This is a genomic window from Actinocorallia longicatena (assembly GCF_039534125.1).
Lineage (GTDB): Bacteria > Actinomycetota > Actinomycetes > Streptosporangiales > Streptosporangiaceae > Actinocorallia > Actinocorallia longicatena.
In genome coordinates, this window is the sequence record NZ_BAAAUV010000010.1 from 169,566 (window position 1) to 185,280 (window position 15,715).

The following is a 15,715-nucleotide window of genomic DNA, read 5'->3' on the forward strand; positions in this document are numbered from 1 at the left end:
GGCCGCGGACTCACCCGGTGGCATCGATGTTCCCTCCCTCTATGGCCCCGCCGTTCTCCGCCGCCCTCTCGACGTTCGAGCCCGCCGCCTCGACCCGGGTGCCCGAGATGCGCCCGCCACCACGCACGGCATCACTGACGGACGCTCCGCCCGACGCCTGGATCGAGTTGCCGCTGATGACGCCTCCGTCCGCGATCTGACGCACCGTCGTGGACGGACTCGGCGAACGCTGACCGAACCAGGCCAGCGCGGTCGTCGCGGCGACCAGGACGCCGAGCACTCCGCCGAGCCACCAGTTCCATCCGCTCGTCACGATGTTGGTGATGATCCCGACGGCCGCGGTCAGGACGACACCGGCCGCGGCCGTCAGACCGGCGCGGTTCACGAGATCTCCCGGGGCGCCAGCGGAAGGTCGGACGCTTCCGGTCGAACGGCGTGCCGCACCCGATCGAGCACGACGATCTCCACTCCTTCGGGGGCCGGCGGCAGGGACTCCGTTCCGGCCCGGCCGGAACGCTCAGCGCATGCCCTCCTGACGCGGTCGAAATAGCCGCGTTCGATCCGGGCGGAGCCGGCGACGATGCCCGCTCGCGCCCGCGCGGCCTGTTCCTTCCGCCCGACGTAGGTCCAGACCTTGTCCTCCGGACCGACATCTTCGACATCTTCGCTGATATCGATCCTGTCGTAGTTGCGCTCTCTCGCGTCCATCCGCCGTAGCGTGGCCGGATCCACACGAAGCAGCATTCCGTCGAGCCGCGATCCGGGAGACGGGGAGGCGTCGAGGAAGAGCACCTGGACGCGTGGCCTGACGTGCTCTGCTTCCGGACTCAGGTAGGTGACCTTCCTGGCCGGGTCGGTGTTGTCGGTGCAGACCTCCCAGGTACGGCGCCAGCCGCGCAGCCACCCGGGGGCGAAGTCGGTGCCGGGACGCGGCGTGCGACCCAGCAGGCCCTCCATGACGTCCACCGCCATGAGCGAGCCGTAGGCGAAGACCCATGTCTCTGGCACGCCCCGAGCCTAACCTCCTCGCGCCCTTCGGCGCGGATCTCGCCGGCCGCTCCGAGAGACAGGTGATCGGTTCCCATGAGCCCCAGGTCGTTCGTCCCGCTTCTCGAGGAGGCGGCGGGGCGGGTGGAGGTGAAGGTCGAATGGCTCTCCGACCACTGGATCGGCTGCCTCACACGCGCCGGGTCGGTGCAGTACGTGCACGGAACCCAGTTCCCGCTCAACCTCGCCTCCGCCGCCTTCGCCGCCCACGACAAGGTCTCGACCTCCACGATCCTGTCCGACGGCGGCATTCCGGCGGTGGCGCATCTCCTGGTGCGGTTCCGCTCCCGGAGGGTCGTCGAGCACGTGATCGATCCGCTGCTCCCCGGCCTGAGGTTCCCCGTGGTGGTCAAGCCCCTGTCCGCGTCTGGAGGAAGCGACGTCGTCCTCGCCCGTTCCGTGACCGAACTGCGCGAGGCGCTCGTAAGCCTCGCGCCGCGCCATGCGGCCTTGGCCGTGTCCCCGTTCGAGCGCATCGACGCGGAGTACCGGGTCGTGGTCCTCGACCGGGCTCCGCTGCTGTGCTTCCGGAAGGATCCCGCACCCGGTGAATGGCGCCACAACCTGGGGCGCGGAGCAAGGCCGACTCTGGTGGAGGACGATCTTCTGCGGGCCCGGCTGGAGGAGCTCGCGGTGGGCGCGCTGGACCGGATCGGCGGACGCTTCATGGCCGTCGACATCGTCCGGGTGCCGGAGGGACTGAAGGTGCTCGAGATCAACAGCGGTGTGGCGCTCGGCCGGTTCTCCCGGCAGGGGCCCGAGTATCGCGAACTCGGGCTGGGCGTCTATGAGCGGGCGGTGAGGGTGATGTTCGGGCGAGGGGTCAGGCCGGTTCGTTGAGGACGACGGCGTACATGGCTTTGACGATCTTCTCCTGTTCGGTGCCGACCGATCCGTAGTGGTCGAGGCCGGGGGTGGCGTTGACCTCGAGGATCGCGTAGTCGCCGTCGGGGCTGGACAGGTCGGCGCAGGCGAGGTCGACGCCGGAGAAGTCGAGCCCGAGGCTCGCGGAGACGTCCAGGGCGAGGTCGGTCCAGCGCCGGCTGACCTCGGCGGTCACATCGAGGGCGCTGCCTCCGGCGGAGAGGTTGGAGATGTCGTGCAGGACGACGTGTTCTCCCGCCGCGGGGACCGAACGGAGGGTCCGGCCGGACCGCGCCAGCCTGCGCCCGATGCGGACGTCCGCCAGGTCGATGCGCGTGTCGCGCCCGATGTCCTCGAAGTGGCGTTGCAGCCGGACGAGCAGCTCGCCTATCGATGCCGATCCGTCTCCGACCACGGCGAGCGGATACCGCGAGTAGGCGGAGATCAGCTTTCCGCGCAGAACGACGAGCCGGTGGTCGGGCAGGCCGACGGCCTCCTCGACGACCGCGACCCTGACCCGCTGCTCGGCGTAGCGCGCCATCACCTCGTCGACCTCGCCGGGGCCGTCGCAGCGGAAGACGCCCAGGCCCTTCGACCCGTCGACCGGTTTGACGTACACCGGGAAGCCGATCTCCCCGGCGTACGCGGCCGCCCCCGCCGTCGTTCGGGGGCCGGAGAACCCTCGCGTCCCCAGCCCCGGCATGATCTGCTCGGCCCACCAGGGCAGCAGGAAGGTCTGGCCCCGCGGGCACCGGTAGCCGGAACCGCGGAGGAAGAACTTCGTGTGCGCCTTGTCCTTGACCACCTCGCACGCGGCGCCCGAGTTGAGGCCGACGTCGTTGCCGCGCGTCAGCCGGACCGCGCCGTTGGTGTACCGGACGCGCGTGACGTACCCGTACTCGGGTTCGACCTCGATGCCCGCCACGTTCGGGAGCATCCCCTCCTCCCGCAGCTCCAGCAGCTTCCTCGTGACGTACGGATAGTGCCTTTTGATCACTTCGCGTCTCCAGCCGGGTGTCCGCGCGGCGGCTCGGGTCACCTCGACCCGTCGTCCAGCGTGACCATCCGCGCGCCGTCTGTCAGCGGAACCCGGAAGCCGGTGGCCGTGGTTCTTCCGGCGCTGAGGGGGAAAGGGGACGATCATGGCGGAGGAGCGGAGCGAGAGTACGGTCACGGTGCTGGTGGCGCTGGGGGCCAATCTGGGGATCGCGGTGGCCAAGACCGCCGCCGCCGTGATCACCGGGTCTTCGGCGATGGCCTCCGAGGCCGCCCACTCCTATACCGACACGGGGAACGAGGTGCTGCTGCTGTTCGGGTTGCGGCGGAGCGCCCGGCCCGCGGACCGGCGGCATCCGTTCGGGTACGGGAAGGAGCGGTACTTCTGGTCGCTGCTGGTGGCCGTCGCGATCTTCGGGATGGGGGCGCTGTTCGCCTTCCTCCAGGGGTTCGGGACGCTGTTCGGCGGGGGCGAGAGCGAGTCCGACCCACTGGTCGGCTACGTCGTCCTCGCGGTGGCGTTCGTGCTGGAGGGGGTGAGCTTCCTCCAGGGGACGCGGACCGTCCTGCGGGCCGCGGCGGAGGAGGACCTGCCGCTGGCCGCCTACCTGAGGCGCACCGACGAGCCCACCTCGGTGTCGGTCGTGATGGAGGACGCCGCGGCGCTGATCGGGCTGATCTTCGCCTTTCTCGGGCTGTTCCTGCACCAGATCACCGGGAACGCGTTCTGGGACGGGCTCGCCTCGCTGTTCATCGGGGCGGTCCTGACGGTCGTCGCGTTCCTGCTCGGCCGGATCAACAAGGATCTGCTCATCGGCAACCAGGCCGATCCCCGGCTGGTCAGCGGCATCCGGAAGATCTTCGCCGCGGCGCCCGAGATCGACTGGGTGGTCGACATCGTGACGATGACCGTCGGGGCCGACCAGGTCCTGGCGTGCGCGCGTCTCGACTTCAAGGACGGCCTGACCTCCAGCGAGGTCGAGCGGGTGTGCGTCCGGCTCGACCATGACGTCCGGGGGGCCTATCCCGAGATCGGCGAGGTCTTCATCGAGCCGGTCCCCCGCGACGATCCCGAGCTGCGGGCGAGGGTCGTCGCGCGGTACGGGGAATCCGGCCCCCTGACGAAGTGAGTTCTAGCGTGGCCGGAGGCCCGCGGCGCGGTAGACGTCGTCGATGAGGCTCATCGTAACGATGGCGTCGGCGGGCGGGGTGAGGTTGGCCTTCGTGTCTCCCCCGGCCGCGGCGGCGAAGGCCCGCAGCTGGTGGACGTAGGTGGCCTCGCCGGGCACCCGCTCGGCCCAGCGCTCGCGGTCCACCCGGGCCGACAGCCGGTGGAACAGATGGGGCATCGCGTAGTTGACGACCTTCAGCTCACCGCGCGAGCCGACCACCTTGACGTTGACGCCGAGCACGTTCCACGACCACATCGAGGTGGTGATCCGGCCCGTCGCCCCGGTCGGGAAGGCGAACTCCGCCCGCATCGCCCGGTCGACGCCCGCCGAACGGAGCTTGGCCTCGGCCGCGACGACCTTGGGCAGCCCCGGCCCGAGCAGCCGCAGGCAGTGGATCGCGTAGCAGCCCGCGTCCATGGTCGCCCCGCCGGCCAGCGACAGGTCGTAGCGGATGTCGCCGAACCTCGGCAGCGGGAAGCACAGGCTGGTCTCGACGCTCTCGACGTTCCCGAGGTCGCCGACGACCTCGAGCATCTTCTCGGCGAGCGGGTGGTAACGGTAGTGGAAGGCCTCCATCACCGTGACGCCGCTCGCCTCGGCCGCGTCGGTGACCTGCGCGGCCTCGGCGGCGTTCGCGGTGAAGGGCTTCTCGCACAGGACGTGCCTTCCGGCCTCGATCGCCTTCAGGGTCCATTCGGCGTGCAGCGCGTTCGGCAGGGCGATGTAGACGGCGTCGACCTCGTGCAGCAGCTGCTCGTAACTCCCGTACGCCTTCGGGATCCCGTGTTTCGCCGCGAACGCCTCCGCCCTGGTCAGATCTCGGGCGGCGACGGCCGCGACCTCGACCCCTTCGACGGATCCGGCGGGCTTGACGATGGCTGCGGGGGCGATGCGGGCGGCTCCCAGGACTCCGATGCGCATCCCCCCACCCTATTCGGACGATCTGCGCATCATGAGCGTCGAAGCGGCCGTGGCGGCCGTCGCGGCGGCGATGAACAGCCATCCGTGGTCGGCCGCCGTGAGCGCCTCCCCCGCCGTCGCCGGGCGTCCGAGCACCGCGACCAGGGCCGCGACACCGATCACCGAGCCGATCTGGCGGGCCATGGTCACCACGGCGGAACCGGTCGAGAAGGACTGCGGCGGCAGCACCGAGACGGCGGCGCTGACCAGGGTGGGAAGGGTCAAGCCCACCCCGATGCCGGTGAGCAGCATGCCGGGGAGCATTCCCGTCGGGTAGTCGGGCTCGAGGCCGATCCGCGCGGCCCACCAAAGGTTGCCGGCGGCGAAGAACGCGGCCCCGGCGATCGCCACCGGAGCGGGCCCCCACCGCCGGACGAGCGGAGCGGCGCCGATCGCGAGGGCGGGCACCATCAGCGGGCCCGGAGCGACGGCGAGCCCCGTCCGCAGGGCGGACCAGGCCCAGGCCGTCTGCGCCCACAGCACGATGCCCAGCAGCATCGCCGCGAACGCCACCGAGAAGAGCAGGTTCGCCGCCGTCGCGGCCCCGAACCCGGACGTGCGCAGCAGCCCGAGCGGCACGATCGGGCTCTCCCTGCGGGCGTCCCAGGCGAAGAAGACGGCCAGCAGCACCGCCGAGGCCGCCAGGCTCCCCGGCACTCCGGCGGAGGACCAGCCCCAGTCCTCCGCCTTCACCAGGCCGAGGGCCAGGAGCGCGATCGCCGCGGTCAGCAGCGCGGCGCCCGGCAGGTCGGGCCGTGAGCCGGTGGCGTGGCCTGGCGTCGCGGGCAGGACCCTCCGCCCGGCGAGCAGCGCCGCGACCCCGATCGGGACGTTGACCAGGAACACCCAGCGCCAGTCGAGCGCGGTCAGCAGGCCGCCCGCGACCGGGCCGAGCGCGGCGGCGACCCCGCCCGCGGCCGTCCAAGCCCGGATCATGGTGACGCGCCTGTCGGCCGGGGCCGCGGCCAGCAGCAGCCCGAGCGAGGCGGGCATCAGCAGCGCGGCTCCGGCCGCCTGAAGCACCCGCGCCGCCACCAGCGCCCACACCGAGGGGGCGAGCGCGCACAGCACCGAGGCGGCCGTGAAGACCGCGACCCCCGCCAGGTAGGCGCGGCGCGGGCTGGTCCGGTCGGCGAACCCGCCCGCGGGGACGAGCAGCGCGGCGAACACCACCGCGTAGGCGTTGAGGATCCAGGACAGCGACGCCAGTGACGAACCGGCGAAATGGTCGCCGACCACGGGAAGCGCCACGTTCACGATGAACAGGTCGAGATTCGACATCGCCACGCCCGCGATGACCACGGCGAACACCGGGCCCAGTCGGGGCGGGGCGGCGGGGGGTGCTGAGACGGCCACGTTCATCCCTTCAGTTGGATTATCCAACTCACTGAGCGGCACCGTAGCCCGAGTAAGTTGGAAAAGGCAACCCACAGGCTTATGCTGGGCCCATGACCGGCCGTCCCTGCTCGATCGCCGCCGCCCTCCAGATCATCGGCGAGCGGTGGGCGCTGCTGGCGATCCGCGAGATCACCTTCGGCAACCACAGGTTCGACGAGATCGCCAGGAACACGGGGGCCTCGCGCGACATCCTCACCGCCCGGCTGCGCGCCCTCGAGACGGCGGGCGTCCTGGAACGCCGCGTCTACCAGGAGCGGCCCGTCCGGCACGAATACCACCTGACCGAGGCGGGCCGGGACCTCCGCCAGGTGCTCGGCGCGCTGCGCTCCTGGGGCGACCGCTGGCTGGTGGACGAGCCGCCGGTCGTCGTCGAGCACTCCTGCGGCCATGAGCTGGACGTCCTGCGCTCCTGCCGCCACTGCGGCGACGAGGTCCGTCCGGCCGATGTCCGCCTGGACGTCCGCGCACCCGGCTGGACCCTCAGCGGGCCGGCCGAGACGCCCTGAGCTCGCCCGGGCCACCCGGACGCCGTCGGCCGAGGTTCCCCAAGCCAGAGTGAACGGTGGCCGGTTCCGCCGCGTACCGGGGGCGGACGCATGGAGATCTGCAGATCGAGGAGGTCCGGCGGGTGGGTTCTGGCCATCGGTTCGTCGGGGCGGTCGCCGCCTGCACACTGACGGTCCTGATGCCGGCGGGACCGGCACGGGGACACGGAGCACGGGCACACGGAGCACTGGAGAATCCGCCCAGCCGCGCGGTCGTCTGCGGACCCGAAGGAGGAGCGGCACGGTCGGCGGTGTGCCGCGCGGCCGCCGCGGCCGGAGAACCGGGCGCACCCGCCCGCTTCGACGAGCTCAGGGTCCCGAACGTCAACGGCAGGGACCGCGCCCTGATCCCCGACGGGAAACTGTGCGGCGCGGGCCTCACCTCGTTCGCGGGCCTGGACCTGCCCCGCGCGGACTGGCCCGCGACCCGCCTGCGCAGCGGGGCGCGGATCGCCTTCCGCTACCGCGTCACGATCCCTCACCGGGGCACCTTCCGCCTGTACCTCACCAGGCCCGGCTACGACCCGGCCCGGCGCCTCACCTGGTCAGCCCTGGAGTCCCGGCCGTTCCTGACGGTCACCGACCCGGCCCCGTCCAAGGGCTTCTACCCGCTCGACGGCCGCCTTCCCGCCGGCCGGACGGGGCGCGCCCTGATCTACGCGATCTGGCAGACCTCCGACACCCCCGACACCTACTACTCCTGCTCGGACGTCGATTTCGGCACCCCGCCCCAGGCGAAGGCACCTCCGCAGACCCCCAGAAGGAGGACCAGGGCCACCGCCGGCGCGAAGACCCCGAGCCGGCCCCCGGCCCAGGCGACGGACGCCGAACCCGTGGCCGGAACCTCCACGGCCCCGAACTCGCCCAGCCCCTACATCAGGGCGCTGGGCGGAGCCGCCGCGGCGTTCGGAACCCTCACCGTGATCGTCTACGCGCTCCGCCGCTTCCGGCCGCCGACCCGATAGCAGAACCGGTCCACGACGTCCATGTCACCTGTCAGTCCTCCTGCTCCCATTTCCGGGTGCGGGCGTCCCAGCGGTAGCTTCCCTCCGCCGGGTGGGCCGACAGGAGGTCGGCGAGCCCGCGCCGGGAATCGTCCGGGAGGTCCTCCGGAAGACGGAGCATGATCTCGGCCTCCTCGACGAAGAGCAGCATGACCGGGGAGTCGCCGGGCCGCTCGGCCCGTCTCCTGAGCGCGCCCAGCGCCTTCCACGTGTCCTTTCCCGCCTCGGAGACCATCGCCGTCATGAAGGCGATGGTCGGAGCGGTCACCAGAAGCGTCCAGGGGCTGAGGTCTCCTCGCTTCCGGTCGGACCTGATCTCGGCGACGACGTCCGCCTCGGCGAGAATGGCGGCGAAGGCGTCCAGCGCGTCCGTGTCGCTGCCGCTGTAGTCGACGGTGATGGATTCGAGGGCGGTGGATTCGGTCACGGGAGGTGGTCCTCTCTTCCCATGTAGATGAACGCCGCCCAGTCGGCCGGATGCCGGAAGGGACGGATGTTCCCGGCATCGTGGCCGGGGTGGCGCAGATGCAGGGTGAACCTGCCGGCGGCGTAGATCTCCAGTTGCTCGACGGTCACGTTGCGGAGCCATCGCTGAGCCTGGCCCAGCGCCTTTCCCGGCGGAACCCCGCGGCGCTGCCAGAGGTCGTAGAAACGGACCATCAACGCGGTGGCCGCGTCGTCGCGCACCTTCCACAGGGAACCGATCACCGCACCGGCGCCGGCTTCGATGAGCATTCCGGGAAAGCCGAGCGACTCATCGAGCAGATCGTCGTGCGGGACTCCGCTCTCACACGCGGAGAGCACCACCAGCCGCAGCCCTGACAGATCCTTCGTCACGATGTCCCGCAGCTCCAGCCGCCCGTGGCTGAGGTTCAGATGGCCGTCGAGGGGATCGTCGCGACCGGCTTCGGCATGGCAGGCGAAATGGCACAGATCGTGGCCGGTGAGGAGATCGAGAACGTCGCCGGGCCGCGGCGACCTGAAGACGGAGGCTCCGGAGAGGTACCGGCCGATGGCCCTGACCTCCGCTTCCGCGGTGCGGAGCCCGCCGCTCTCCGGCGGGCCGGAGTCGGCGATGAGCGCGGACGATCCGATGAAGGCGCGGGGACGGCCTTCGCTGCCGGTCAGGACCCGGGCATTCGGGGCGTAGGAGACCTGCGCCGGGATGTTCTCCGGGTCGAGCAGGTGGAGGGGGAAGAGACCGAGGCCGCCCAGCGGGATGAGCGTGACCTTTCCGTGCTCGCCGAGCTCGGCGTGCAGCTCGGTCAGCATGTCTCCCATCAGGCCGAGGGCGCGGCGGAGCCGGGAGTCGCCGGGCGCGCCCCCGATCTCGCGGCTCCTGCGGAAGACGGCGACGGCCTTGTCCACATCGGCCGAGGTGAGCTCGGGGAGCCGGACGAGCCGCGGGGCGTCGCCGTCCGGCTCGACGACCAGCGCCAGCCCTCCCCGCTCGGCCGCCGTGACGTAGACCACCGGATGCGGCAGTCCCGTGACGAGCTCCGGATAACCCGGCGGCAGGAGGAACCCTTCGAGCCCGGGAACGCCGCGGATCCGGTCCACGAGCGCCAGCCAGCGACGTTGGGCGGAGAACAGCCTCCTGCGGACCGGGACGCTCTGAGCGCCCTTCGGCCGGAAGACGGGCTCGGCCGCGAGCTCGGCGGCCAGTTCACCGGCCGCCTCAGCGAGATCGGGATGGTCACGTGCCCGCAGAAGATCCGGCAGCCGCCGGCGTTCGACGGCGTCGGTCAGGGTGATCGCCCGGCCGGTCTCCAGCGCGACCACGGCATCGGCGAGACGGCCCGAGTCCGCCAGCCAGTACGCCGCCTCCGCGGCCGCCCTCCGGACCCGGCGCAGCGGAAAGGCACGCTGGTCTCTGGTGAGTCCCGTCGTGGAGACCATGCGGGCCTGGCGGAGCGCCCGCGTGTACCCCTCGGCGGCCTGGTCGGCGAGGTCGTGAGCGGCCGCCGCGTCCGCCCATTCGAGGGCGTACCGCACTTCCGCTCCGCCGGACGCGGTCTCCGCCGCTCGCCGGTACAGGTCCAGCACCGTGGTCACCAGGGAGTCCGCCCCGGTGACGGTGGAGCGGAGAGCGGTCACCGTGGCGAGGGTGTTCAGCAGCGCGCCGCGGAACGCCGGATCCCTGGTGCGACGCAGCGAACGGCGGATCCGCCGCTCCACCGACCTCAGCTCGTCCGGATCGGCGCGTCCCGTCTCGGACGCCTCCCAGCACACCACGGCGACGAGCATCGGCAGCGTCGCGGCCATGAGCTCGGCGGCGTGGCGGGGCAGCGCGTCGATCGCCGCCCGCAGATCCTCCTTGGCCGCCGTGACGACCGCTCCCCGGTCCTGTCCGTCCGCCAGATCCAGCTGGACTCCCAGGCTGCGGACACTGGCCAGATCGATCGCGAACTCGGCGCGGCGCGTCGCCGGAGCGAGGTCCCGCGCCCTCCGGCAGTCCGCGACGGCCTGTTCCCACGCCCGCACCGCCTCCTGGCGACTCGCACGCCCGACCTCCACCTGGTCGAGCACCTGCCAGAGGTGGGCGTGGGTGCGGCTGCTCCTCGCCCCGGCGAGGGCGAACCCGAACTGCGGCACCTCGGGGTGCGCGTTCCCCAGTTCCTCGAGCCGCCGCAGGGCCGCGTCGAGGACATCGAGGTCGCCGTCCACCCGCTCCAGCCGGTCCGCGGCCTCGGCGATCTTCACCGCCGCCACGGCCGACGGGGCCGCGCCCGGATGCTCCTCGATCAGCCCGGTCAGCAGGTCCAGCGCCTCGTAGAGGAGGCCGCGAGGCTCATCCGCTCCGACGCTCTGCATCGTGAGGGCGTCGGCGAGGTTCAACCGCAGCCAGGGCCGGGTCTTCGGGTTCGTGGTCCGGCCGAGGAGGTGACGGCACCGGCCCGCGACCCGCCGGGCATGGCCGGGGGTGCGCGGCGACACCGATCCGAAGCCCAGCCTCTGGGCCTCCTCGCCGCGCAGCGAGAGCGCGGTGAAGACCGTGGTCGCGCCGCCGACGACCAAAATCGACGCGATCGTCGCCCCGCCGCCCGAACCCGACGCGCGCGACACCTCCACGACCGCGGGCGCGAAGGCGGTGAGGCGTCCGGCGCCGGTCAGGAGGTACTCGCCCGGTCGGAGAGCGAACCCGCGATTCAGGACCAGCACATGACGGAGGGCGACGAGGCCGAGCACCACGGCGCTGAACGCCGTCCAGCCGGCGATGCGGTCTCCCGGCACATGTCCGACCACCTGCGCGGCGACCAGGCCGCCCACCTGCGCCAGCACTCCGAGAGCGGCCGCGGCGCCCCTGCGTGCAGAGGCCGACCCGCGGAAGCCTTGGACCACCGGGCCCAGGAACGTCGTCACCTCAGCCGGGGACGACGCTGACCACGACCCGGGCCGGGCGGAACACCCAGCTGCCGTGGGCGAAGCCACGACCGCGGACCAGGGTGATCGTGTGGTGCGGGAGCTCTTCGCTGGGTTCCGCGGCGACCATCTCATGGCAGCCGGGGTGGAAGAGGATGTCCGTGGGCACCTGCTGGACTCCGTGGCCGAGGAGGGTCTCCAGCAGCTCGTCGCGGACCGAGGTGGCGAACTCGGCGTCCGGTCCCTCGTAGCCGTCGATCCGGTCGATGAGCAGGGCGAGCTGGTGCACGACCGGCTGAAGGTACTCCCGGAACGGTCCCTGGTCGGCGAGCTTGTCCTGGAGCTGGTCGATCAGCCGCTTCTTGTCCCGGTCCTCGAGCAGCCTGCGGCGGAAGAGGTCCTTCAGCTCGATGAGCTCCTGGTGGACGTCGGACAGGGCGATCTCGGGGGGTCCCTCGGTCATCAGCCGACCTCGACTCTGCGCATGGCGACCCGCATCTCCTCGACCTTGTGCTCGCCCAGGTTGGACGGCCGGTCGAGTTCCACCTCGCCGAGGTGCTTGCCGTTGGTCTCGTCGAAGATCTCCAGATGGACCAGCCCGTCGATGTCGAAGGACATGATGTGCCGCAGCGGCGCGCGGTCCGGCAGGCCCGCCGGCAACGGCAGCTCTCTTTCGAGGAGTTTGGTCACGAACTCGGGATCCTCGTCGTTGCCCTCGGTGATGTCGACGAGCAGCCGCCGCTGGTTCGGCACGACCGTGTAGAAGGTCTCCTCGACCCGCGCGGGGATCTTGGTGTTGGGCGGGATCATGATCGCGTTGTACATACGGTTGGTGGCGTTGTCGAGCGCCGAGGTGCCGAGGCCCTGCGAGGTGACGTCCTTGATCGACACCACCTTGTCCAGCTCCGGCAGCTTCCCGGTCATGGTCGAGACCTCCTGGTCGGCCAGGATGGCCGCGCCGAGCGCCACCGCCTCGTCCGGATTGATCCCGATCTCGGGTGCCCTTCCGGACATCCGCTCGATCAGCTCACGGACCATCGGCATCCGGGTCGAGCCGCCGACCAGCAGAATGCGGTCGATCTGCGCCCAGGTCATACCGGCGTCGTCGAGCACGGCGTCGGTGATCAGCTCGGTCCGTCCCAGAAGCGGCCGGGTGATCGACTCGAAGTCGGCGCGGGTCACCTCGATGGACATCGCCCGGCCGCCACCGACCCCCACCGGGATCTTGGTCTGGCCGAGAGTCGACAGCTTGCGCTTGGCCAGCTCGCACTTCTCGCGGAGCGGGGCCAGCAGAGCGGGGTCCTCGGAGATGTCCGGGCCTCCCGCCTCCGCGACGAGCCTGACCACGTGTTCGCACAGCGCGTTGTCGAAGTCGTAGCCGCCGAGGTTGCGATCGCCGTCGGTCCCGACGACCTGGAAGTCCGTGTCGGCCACCCGCAGGATCGTGACGTCGAACGTCCCGCCGCCGAGATCGAACACCAGGTACGTCCCGTTCTCCCCGTGCTCGACCCCGTAGGCGATGGCCGCCGCGGTCGGCTCGTTGATCAGGCGGACCACATTGAGGCCGGCGATCCTGGCCGCGTCCTTGGTCGCCTGCCGCTGGGGGTCTCCGAAGTACGCCGGGACGGTGATCACTACGTCCGTGACGGTCTCGCCGAGTTCGAGTCCCGCGTCACCGGCCACCTTGCGCAGGATCATCGCCGAGAGCTGCTCCGGCGTGTGCTGAACACCACGTGAGTCGAAGAACCGCCAGCTCGGGTCGCCCATGCCTCGCTTGGCGAACTGCGCGCAGTCGTCAGGGGCCTCGGCGGCCGAGTTCTTGGCGTCGGTGCCGACCAGCACCTCGGTCTCGTCCTGGAGCAGCACCACCGAGGGGGTCAGCGTGTGGCCTTCGGCATTCGGGAGGATCACCGGCCGGCCGGCGCGGACAAAAGCCGCCACCGAGTACGTGGTGCCGAGATCAATACCGATGGTGGGTGCCATCGTTCCGCCTTTCTCTGCGTTTTCTCGCCATATCGTGGACGGACCATCACCAACCGGGCGGACCGGTGTAGGTCACCTGACTATGGGAGGCCTGGGCATTGACCTTCCATTGCGGGACGAACGCGAACTTGTAGAGCGCGAAGGAGCATCCCGCAGAGACAAGGCCGAAGAACAGGAAAGCCCCGACCGAACCGGCCGCCAGCCCGCTCAGTGCTATGAGACCGCCGAAGAACGCGCCGCCGATCAGGAACAGCGACAGGCAGCCGCCCGACAGAACGCGCTGCCACATGAACTGGTACCGCCCGCAGCTTTCGACGTAGGCGAGCGCCCGGCCGAGCCCGGACCGAACCTCGGGGTCCATCGCGACCTGGAGCCCGCGATGCAGCAGGGACTGCATCTGCGTGATCTCGACGGGGCTCGTGATGACGTACGACTGGCCGTTCTGGACCCTCGGCACCCTTTCGGCGACCTCCGCCAGCGCCATCCCCAGGTAGTCGCCGGCGAGCGCCCTGTCGTTGGCCTCCGCGAACACGGCCTCCAGGACGTGCAGGGCCCGGTTGGCGTCTCCGGCTCGCAGCAGCGCCGAACCCAGGCCGATCTTCGGCATGTCCTCATGCGGCGTGAGCTGGATCGCCTGCTCGTAGCACTGCACCGCGCCCCCGAAGTTGCCCAGTTCCTCGAAGATGGTGGCCAGGGTGAACAGGTTGTCGGCGTTGCCGGGTTCCAGGGCGACCGCCCGCTGGGCCTCGACCACGGCGTCCCCGAAGTTGCCGAGCCCGGCGTTGGCACGGGCCAGGATGGCCCACACCTCGGCGGAATCACCGTGGTACTGCCTGGCCTCACGCGCGGCGTAACCGGCCGTGTAATAGTCGTTGATCGCGAGGGCGCGCTTGGCCTGGTCCAGCCAGTCGCCCATTCCGGACGTCGGATCGACCGGCTGCCGGGTCGGCGGCGCCGTCGCGAGCCGCCGATCGTAATCGGCCCGGCGAGCGTCATCGAGAAGGATCTCCCGGGCGTCGCTGAGCTGCTTGACCTTGCGCTCGGCCTCCTGCTTCTTACTCAGATCGAGCAACCTGGTCCGCTTCATCCAGGTGAGCAGTTCTTCCTTGATCCGCTTCTCGATCTCCTGCCGGGACGCATTACGGTCGACCTTCAGGAGCGCATAATAATCGTCCATTCAGTCACCGAGCCCATCCCGCTCAAAAGCGCGGACCTCCATATTCGAACCCCCTTGGGCGCCTCAACCTTCCGCGAACCAGGACATCGCTCCGACGCGGCTCCTGGCCATCCCGGAATTCCGGGTATGACTGCGTGAGCGCACCATACACAAAATATCGGGCTAAGAAAACATTTCAGCCGACACGCCATACCCAATATCACATTGGCGCTCCGGAATCCGGTTAATTCGACTCCCGTGGCCGCGAATGGCCCATGAGACGGCCGTACCGGTCCGTGCCGGGGGGTGCTGTAGATGCGAGGTCCGGCGGATCACTAGAATTCGATTCTAGGAATCTGGCACCCATGAAGAGGCTTCGATGACGACTGCGTCTCCCCTGTCCGTCAAATCACCCGATCGACCGTTCCTCAGCGAGGCGCAGGTCGCCGTGCGCGCCCGGCTCGCCGACGAGGTGCGCGCCCTCATCGAGGCCGCCGTGCTGACCGATGTGGCCGAAGCCGAGATCGAGGAGGTGGCCGACCAGGTCCGCGCGATGAAGGACCGCCTCGCCGCCCGGCGCTTCGCCGCCGCTCCGATGGGCGACGCCCCGGACAGTGGCCTGGACACGCAGGGGATGGAGCGCCAGCTCGGCAATCCCGTGGTCGGGGCGATCAACCCCGTGGCCCCGCCGATCCTGTTCGAGGTGCTGCCGGACCGCACCCTCCGTTCGACCTTCACCCTCGGCGACTCCTACGAGGGCCCGCCCGGCTTCGTCCACGGCGGGATCAGCGCCGCGATCTTCGATCAGCTCCTCGGCATGGCCTCCGCCGCGTCGGGGACCCCCGGCTTCACCGCGGGCCTGGAACTGCGCTACCGCATGCCGACCCCGCTCCGGACCCCCCTCACCCTCGAGGCCGGCTTCACCCGGCGCGAAGGCAGGAAGAGCTGGGCCGACGGCCGCATCACCACCCCCGACGGCACGGTCACGATCGAGGCGACCGCCCTGTTCATCACGCCCCAGTACATGATGCCGCCCGAAGAGGACCGGGAAGAGGCCCCCACCGAGGGCTGACCCCGAAGGCCACCGAGGTTGTCGGGATGCTGGTGGTGGAAGAGCAGGACATCTTGCCCGGGCTCGCACAATGATCAACTTGAGAGACGGGAAAGGGTAACCGTACGCGGTCGGCGGTCACGCCGTTCGGGATCGTCGGCGACCGTGTCAGGTGC

At 70.7% G+C, this 15,715-nt stretch carries 15 protein-coding genes; 5 read left to right on the forward strand and 10 right to left on the reverse strand.

Features of this window, described 5'->3' with window-relative positions; translation table 11 throughout:
- Positions 1-10: 10 nt before the first annotated feature.
- A complete protein-coding gene (locus ABD785_RS21660; protein WP_344831198.1) occupies positions 11-385 on the reverse strand; it encodes a hypothetical protein in 375 nt (124 codons plus the stop codon).
- Positions 382-1,008: a gamma-glutamylcyclotransferase family protein gene (locus ABD785_RS21665; protein WP_344831199.1), complete on the reverse strand. Its 627-nt coding sequence runs from the start codon at positions 1,006-1,008 to the stop codon at positions 382-384. The genes ABD785_RS21660 and ABD785_RS21665 overlap by 4 nt, the downstream gene beginning before the upstream one ends.
- A 75-nt stretch (positions 1,009-1,083) precedes the next feature.
- Between ABD785_RS21665 and ABD785_RS21670 the strand changes: the two genes are divergently transcribed.
- On the forward strand, positions 1,084-1,887 hold the full coding sequence (locus ABD785_RS21670) for an ATP-grasp domain-containing protein (protein WP_344831201.1): 804 nt from the start codon (positions 1,084-1,086) through the stop codon (positions 1,885-1,887).
- Here ABD785_RS21670 and ABD785_RS21675 read toward each other — a convergent pair.
- Positions 1,871-2,908, reverse strand: coding sequence for a hypothetical protein (locus tag ABD785_RS21675; protein ID WP_344831204.1), 1,038 nt, complete (start codon positions 2,906-2,908; stop codon positions 1,871-1,873). The two genes, ABD785_RS21670 and ABD785_RS21675, sit on opposite strands and share 17 nt — an antisense overlap.
- 145 nt (positions 2,909-3,053) lie before the next feature.
- On the opposite strand from ABD785_RS21675, the gene ABD785_RS21680 reads away from it, so the two are divergent.
- Positions 3,054-4,037: a cation diffusion facilitator family transporter gene (locus ABD785_RS21680; RefSeq protein ID WP_344831206.1), complete on the forward strand. Its 984-nt coding sequence runs from the start codon at positions 3,054-3,056 to the stop codon at positions 4,035-4,037.
- 3 nt (positions 4,038-4,040) lie between these two features.
- Here ABD785_RS21680 and ABD785_RS21685 read toward each other — a convergent pair whose 3' ends face one another.
- Together ABD785_RS21685 and ABD785_RS21690 are read right to left on the reverse strand one after the other, a co-directional pair.
- On the reverse strand, positions 4,041-5,000 hold the full coding sequence (locus tag ABD785_RS21685; protein WP_344831208.1) for a Gfo/Idh/MocA family protein: 960 nt from the start codon (positions 4,998-5,000) through the stop codon (positions 4,041-4,043).
- 9 nt (positions 5,001-5,009) lie between these two features.
- Positions 5,010-6,395, reverse strand: a complete 1,386-nt coding sequence (locus ABD785_RS21690; protein WP_344831209.1) for an MFS transporter — start codon at positions 6,393-6,395, stop codon at positions 5,010-5,012.
- A 92-nt stretch (positions 6,396-6,487) separates the two neighbouring features.
- Between ABD785_RS21690 and ABD785_RS21695 the strand changes: the two genes are divergently transcribed.
- Positions 6,488-6,943 carry a winged helix-turn-helix transcriptional regulator gene (locus ABD785_RS21695; RefSeq protein WP_344831212.1) on the forward strand — a complete coding sequence of 152 codons (456 nt, stop codon included), beginning with the start codon at positions 6,488-6,490 and terminating at the stop codon, positions 6,941-6,943.
- A 122-nt stretch (positions 6,944-7,065) separates the two neighbouring features.
- On the forward strand, positions 7,066-7,947 hold the full coding sequence (locus ABD785_RS21700) for a lytic polysaccharide monooxygenase auxiliary activity family 9 protein (RefSeq protein ID WP_344831215.1): 882 nt from the start codon (positions 7,066-7,068) through the stop codon (positions 7,945-7,947).
- Between the two features lie 31 nt (positions 7,948-7,978).
- Here the strand turns inward: ABD785_RS21700 and ABD785_RS21705 are convergent, their stop codons facing one another.
- From ABD785_RS21705 to ABD785_RS21725, 5 genes are all read right to left on the reverse strand, one after another.
- On the reverse strand, positions 7,979-8,413 hold the full coding sequence (locus ABD785_RS21705; RefSeq protein ID WP_344831217.1) for a hypothetical protein: 435 nt from the start codon (positions 8,411-8,413) through the stop codon (positions 7,979-7,981).
- Positions 8,410-11,268, reverse strand: coding sequence for a CHAT domain-containing protein (locus tag ABD785_RS21710; protein WP_344831220.1), 2,859 nt, complete (start codon positions 11,266-11,268; stop codon positions 8,410-8,412). The genes ABD785_RS21705 and ABD785_RS21710 overlap by 4 nt, the downstream gene beginning before the upstream one ends.
- A gap of 82 nt (positions 11,269-11,350) precedes the next feature.
- Positions 11,351-11,812, reverse strand: a complete 462-nt coding sequence (locus tag ABD785_RS21715; protein WP_344831222.1) for a nucleotide exchange factor GrpE — start codon at positions 11,810-11,812, stop codon at positions 11,351-11,353.
- Positions 11,812-13,332: an Hsp70 family protein gene (locus tag ABD785_RS21720; protein ID WP_344831225.1), complete on the reverse strand. Its 1,521-nt coding sequence runs from the start codon at positions 13,330-13,332 to the stop codon at positions 11,812-11,814. Before ABD785_RS21720 ends, ABD785_RS21715 begins: the two co-directional genes overlap by 1 nt.
- Positions 13,333-13,378: 46 nt before the next feature.
- Positions 13,379-14,509, reverse strand: coding sequence for a J domain-containing protein (locus ABD785_RS21725; RefSeq protein WP_344831227.1), 1,131 nt, complete (start codon positions 14,507-14,509; stop codon positions 13,379-13,381).
- Positions 14,510-14,867: 358 nt separating this feature from the next.
- On the opposite strand from ABD785_RS21725, the gene ABD785_RS21730 reads away from it, so the two are divergent.
- Positions 14,868-15,560, forward strand: coding sequence for a PaaI family thioesterase (locus ABD785_RS21730; RefSeq protein WP_344831229.1), 693 nt, complete (start codon positions 14,868-14,870; stop codon positions 15,558-15,560).
- Positions 15,561-15,715: the final 155 nt, after the last annotated feature.

Bases quoted from the DNA above. Each gene is read 5' to 3' on its own strand.
- ABD785_RS21730 (WP_344831229.1), top strand. From the start codon at position 14,868: ATGACGACTGCGTCTCCCCTGTCCGTCAAATCACCCGATCGACCGTTC.
- ABD785_RS21715 (WP_344831222.1), bottom strand. From the start codon at position 11,812: ATGACCGAGGGACCCCCCGAGATCGCCCTGTCCGACGTCCACCAGGAG.
- ABD785_RS21670 (WP_344831201.1), top strand. From the start codon at position 1,084: ATGAGCCCCAGGTCGTTCGTCCCGCTTCTCGAGGAGGCGGCGGGGCGG.
- ABD785_RS21695 (WP_344831212.1), top strand. From the start codon at position 6,488: ATGACCGGCCGTCCCTGCTCGATCGCCGCCGCCCTCCAGATCATCGGC.
- ABD785_RS21725 (WP_344831227.1), bottom strand. From the start codon at position 14,509: ATGGACGATTATTATGCGCTCCTGAAGGTCGACCGTAATGCGTCCCGG.
- ABD785_RS21685 (WP_344831208.1), bottom strand. From the start codon at position 5,000: ATGCGCATCGGAGTCCTGGGAGCCGCCCGCATCGCCCCCGCAGCCATC.
- ABD785_RS21720 (WP_344831225.1), bottom strand. From the start codon at position 13,332: ATGGCACCCACCATCGGTATTGATCTCGGCACCACGTACTCGGTGGCG.
- ABD785_RS21680 (WP_344831206.1), top strand. From the start codon at position 3,054: ATGGCGGAGGAGCGGAGCGAGAGTACGGTCACGGTGCTGGTGGCGCTG.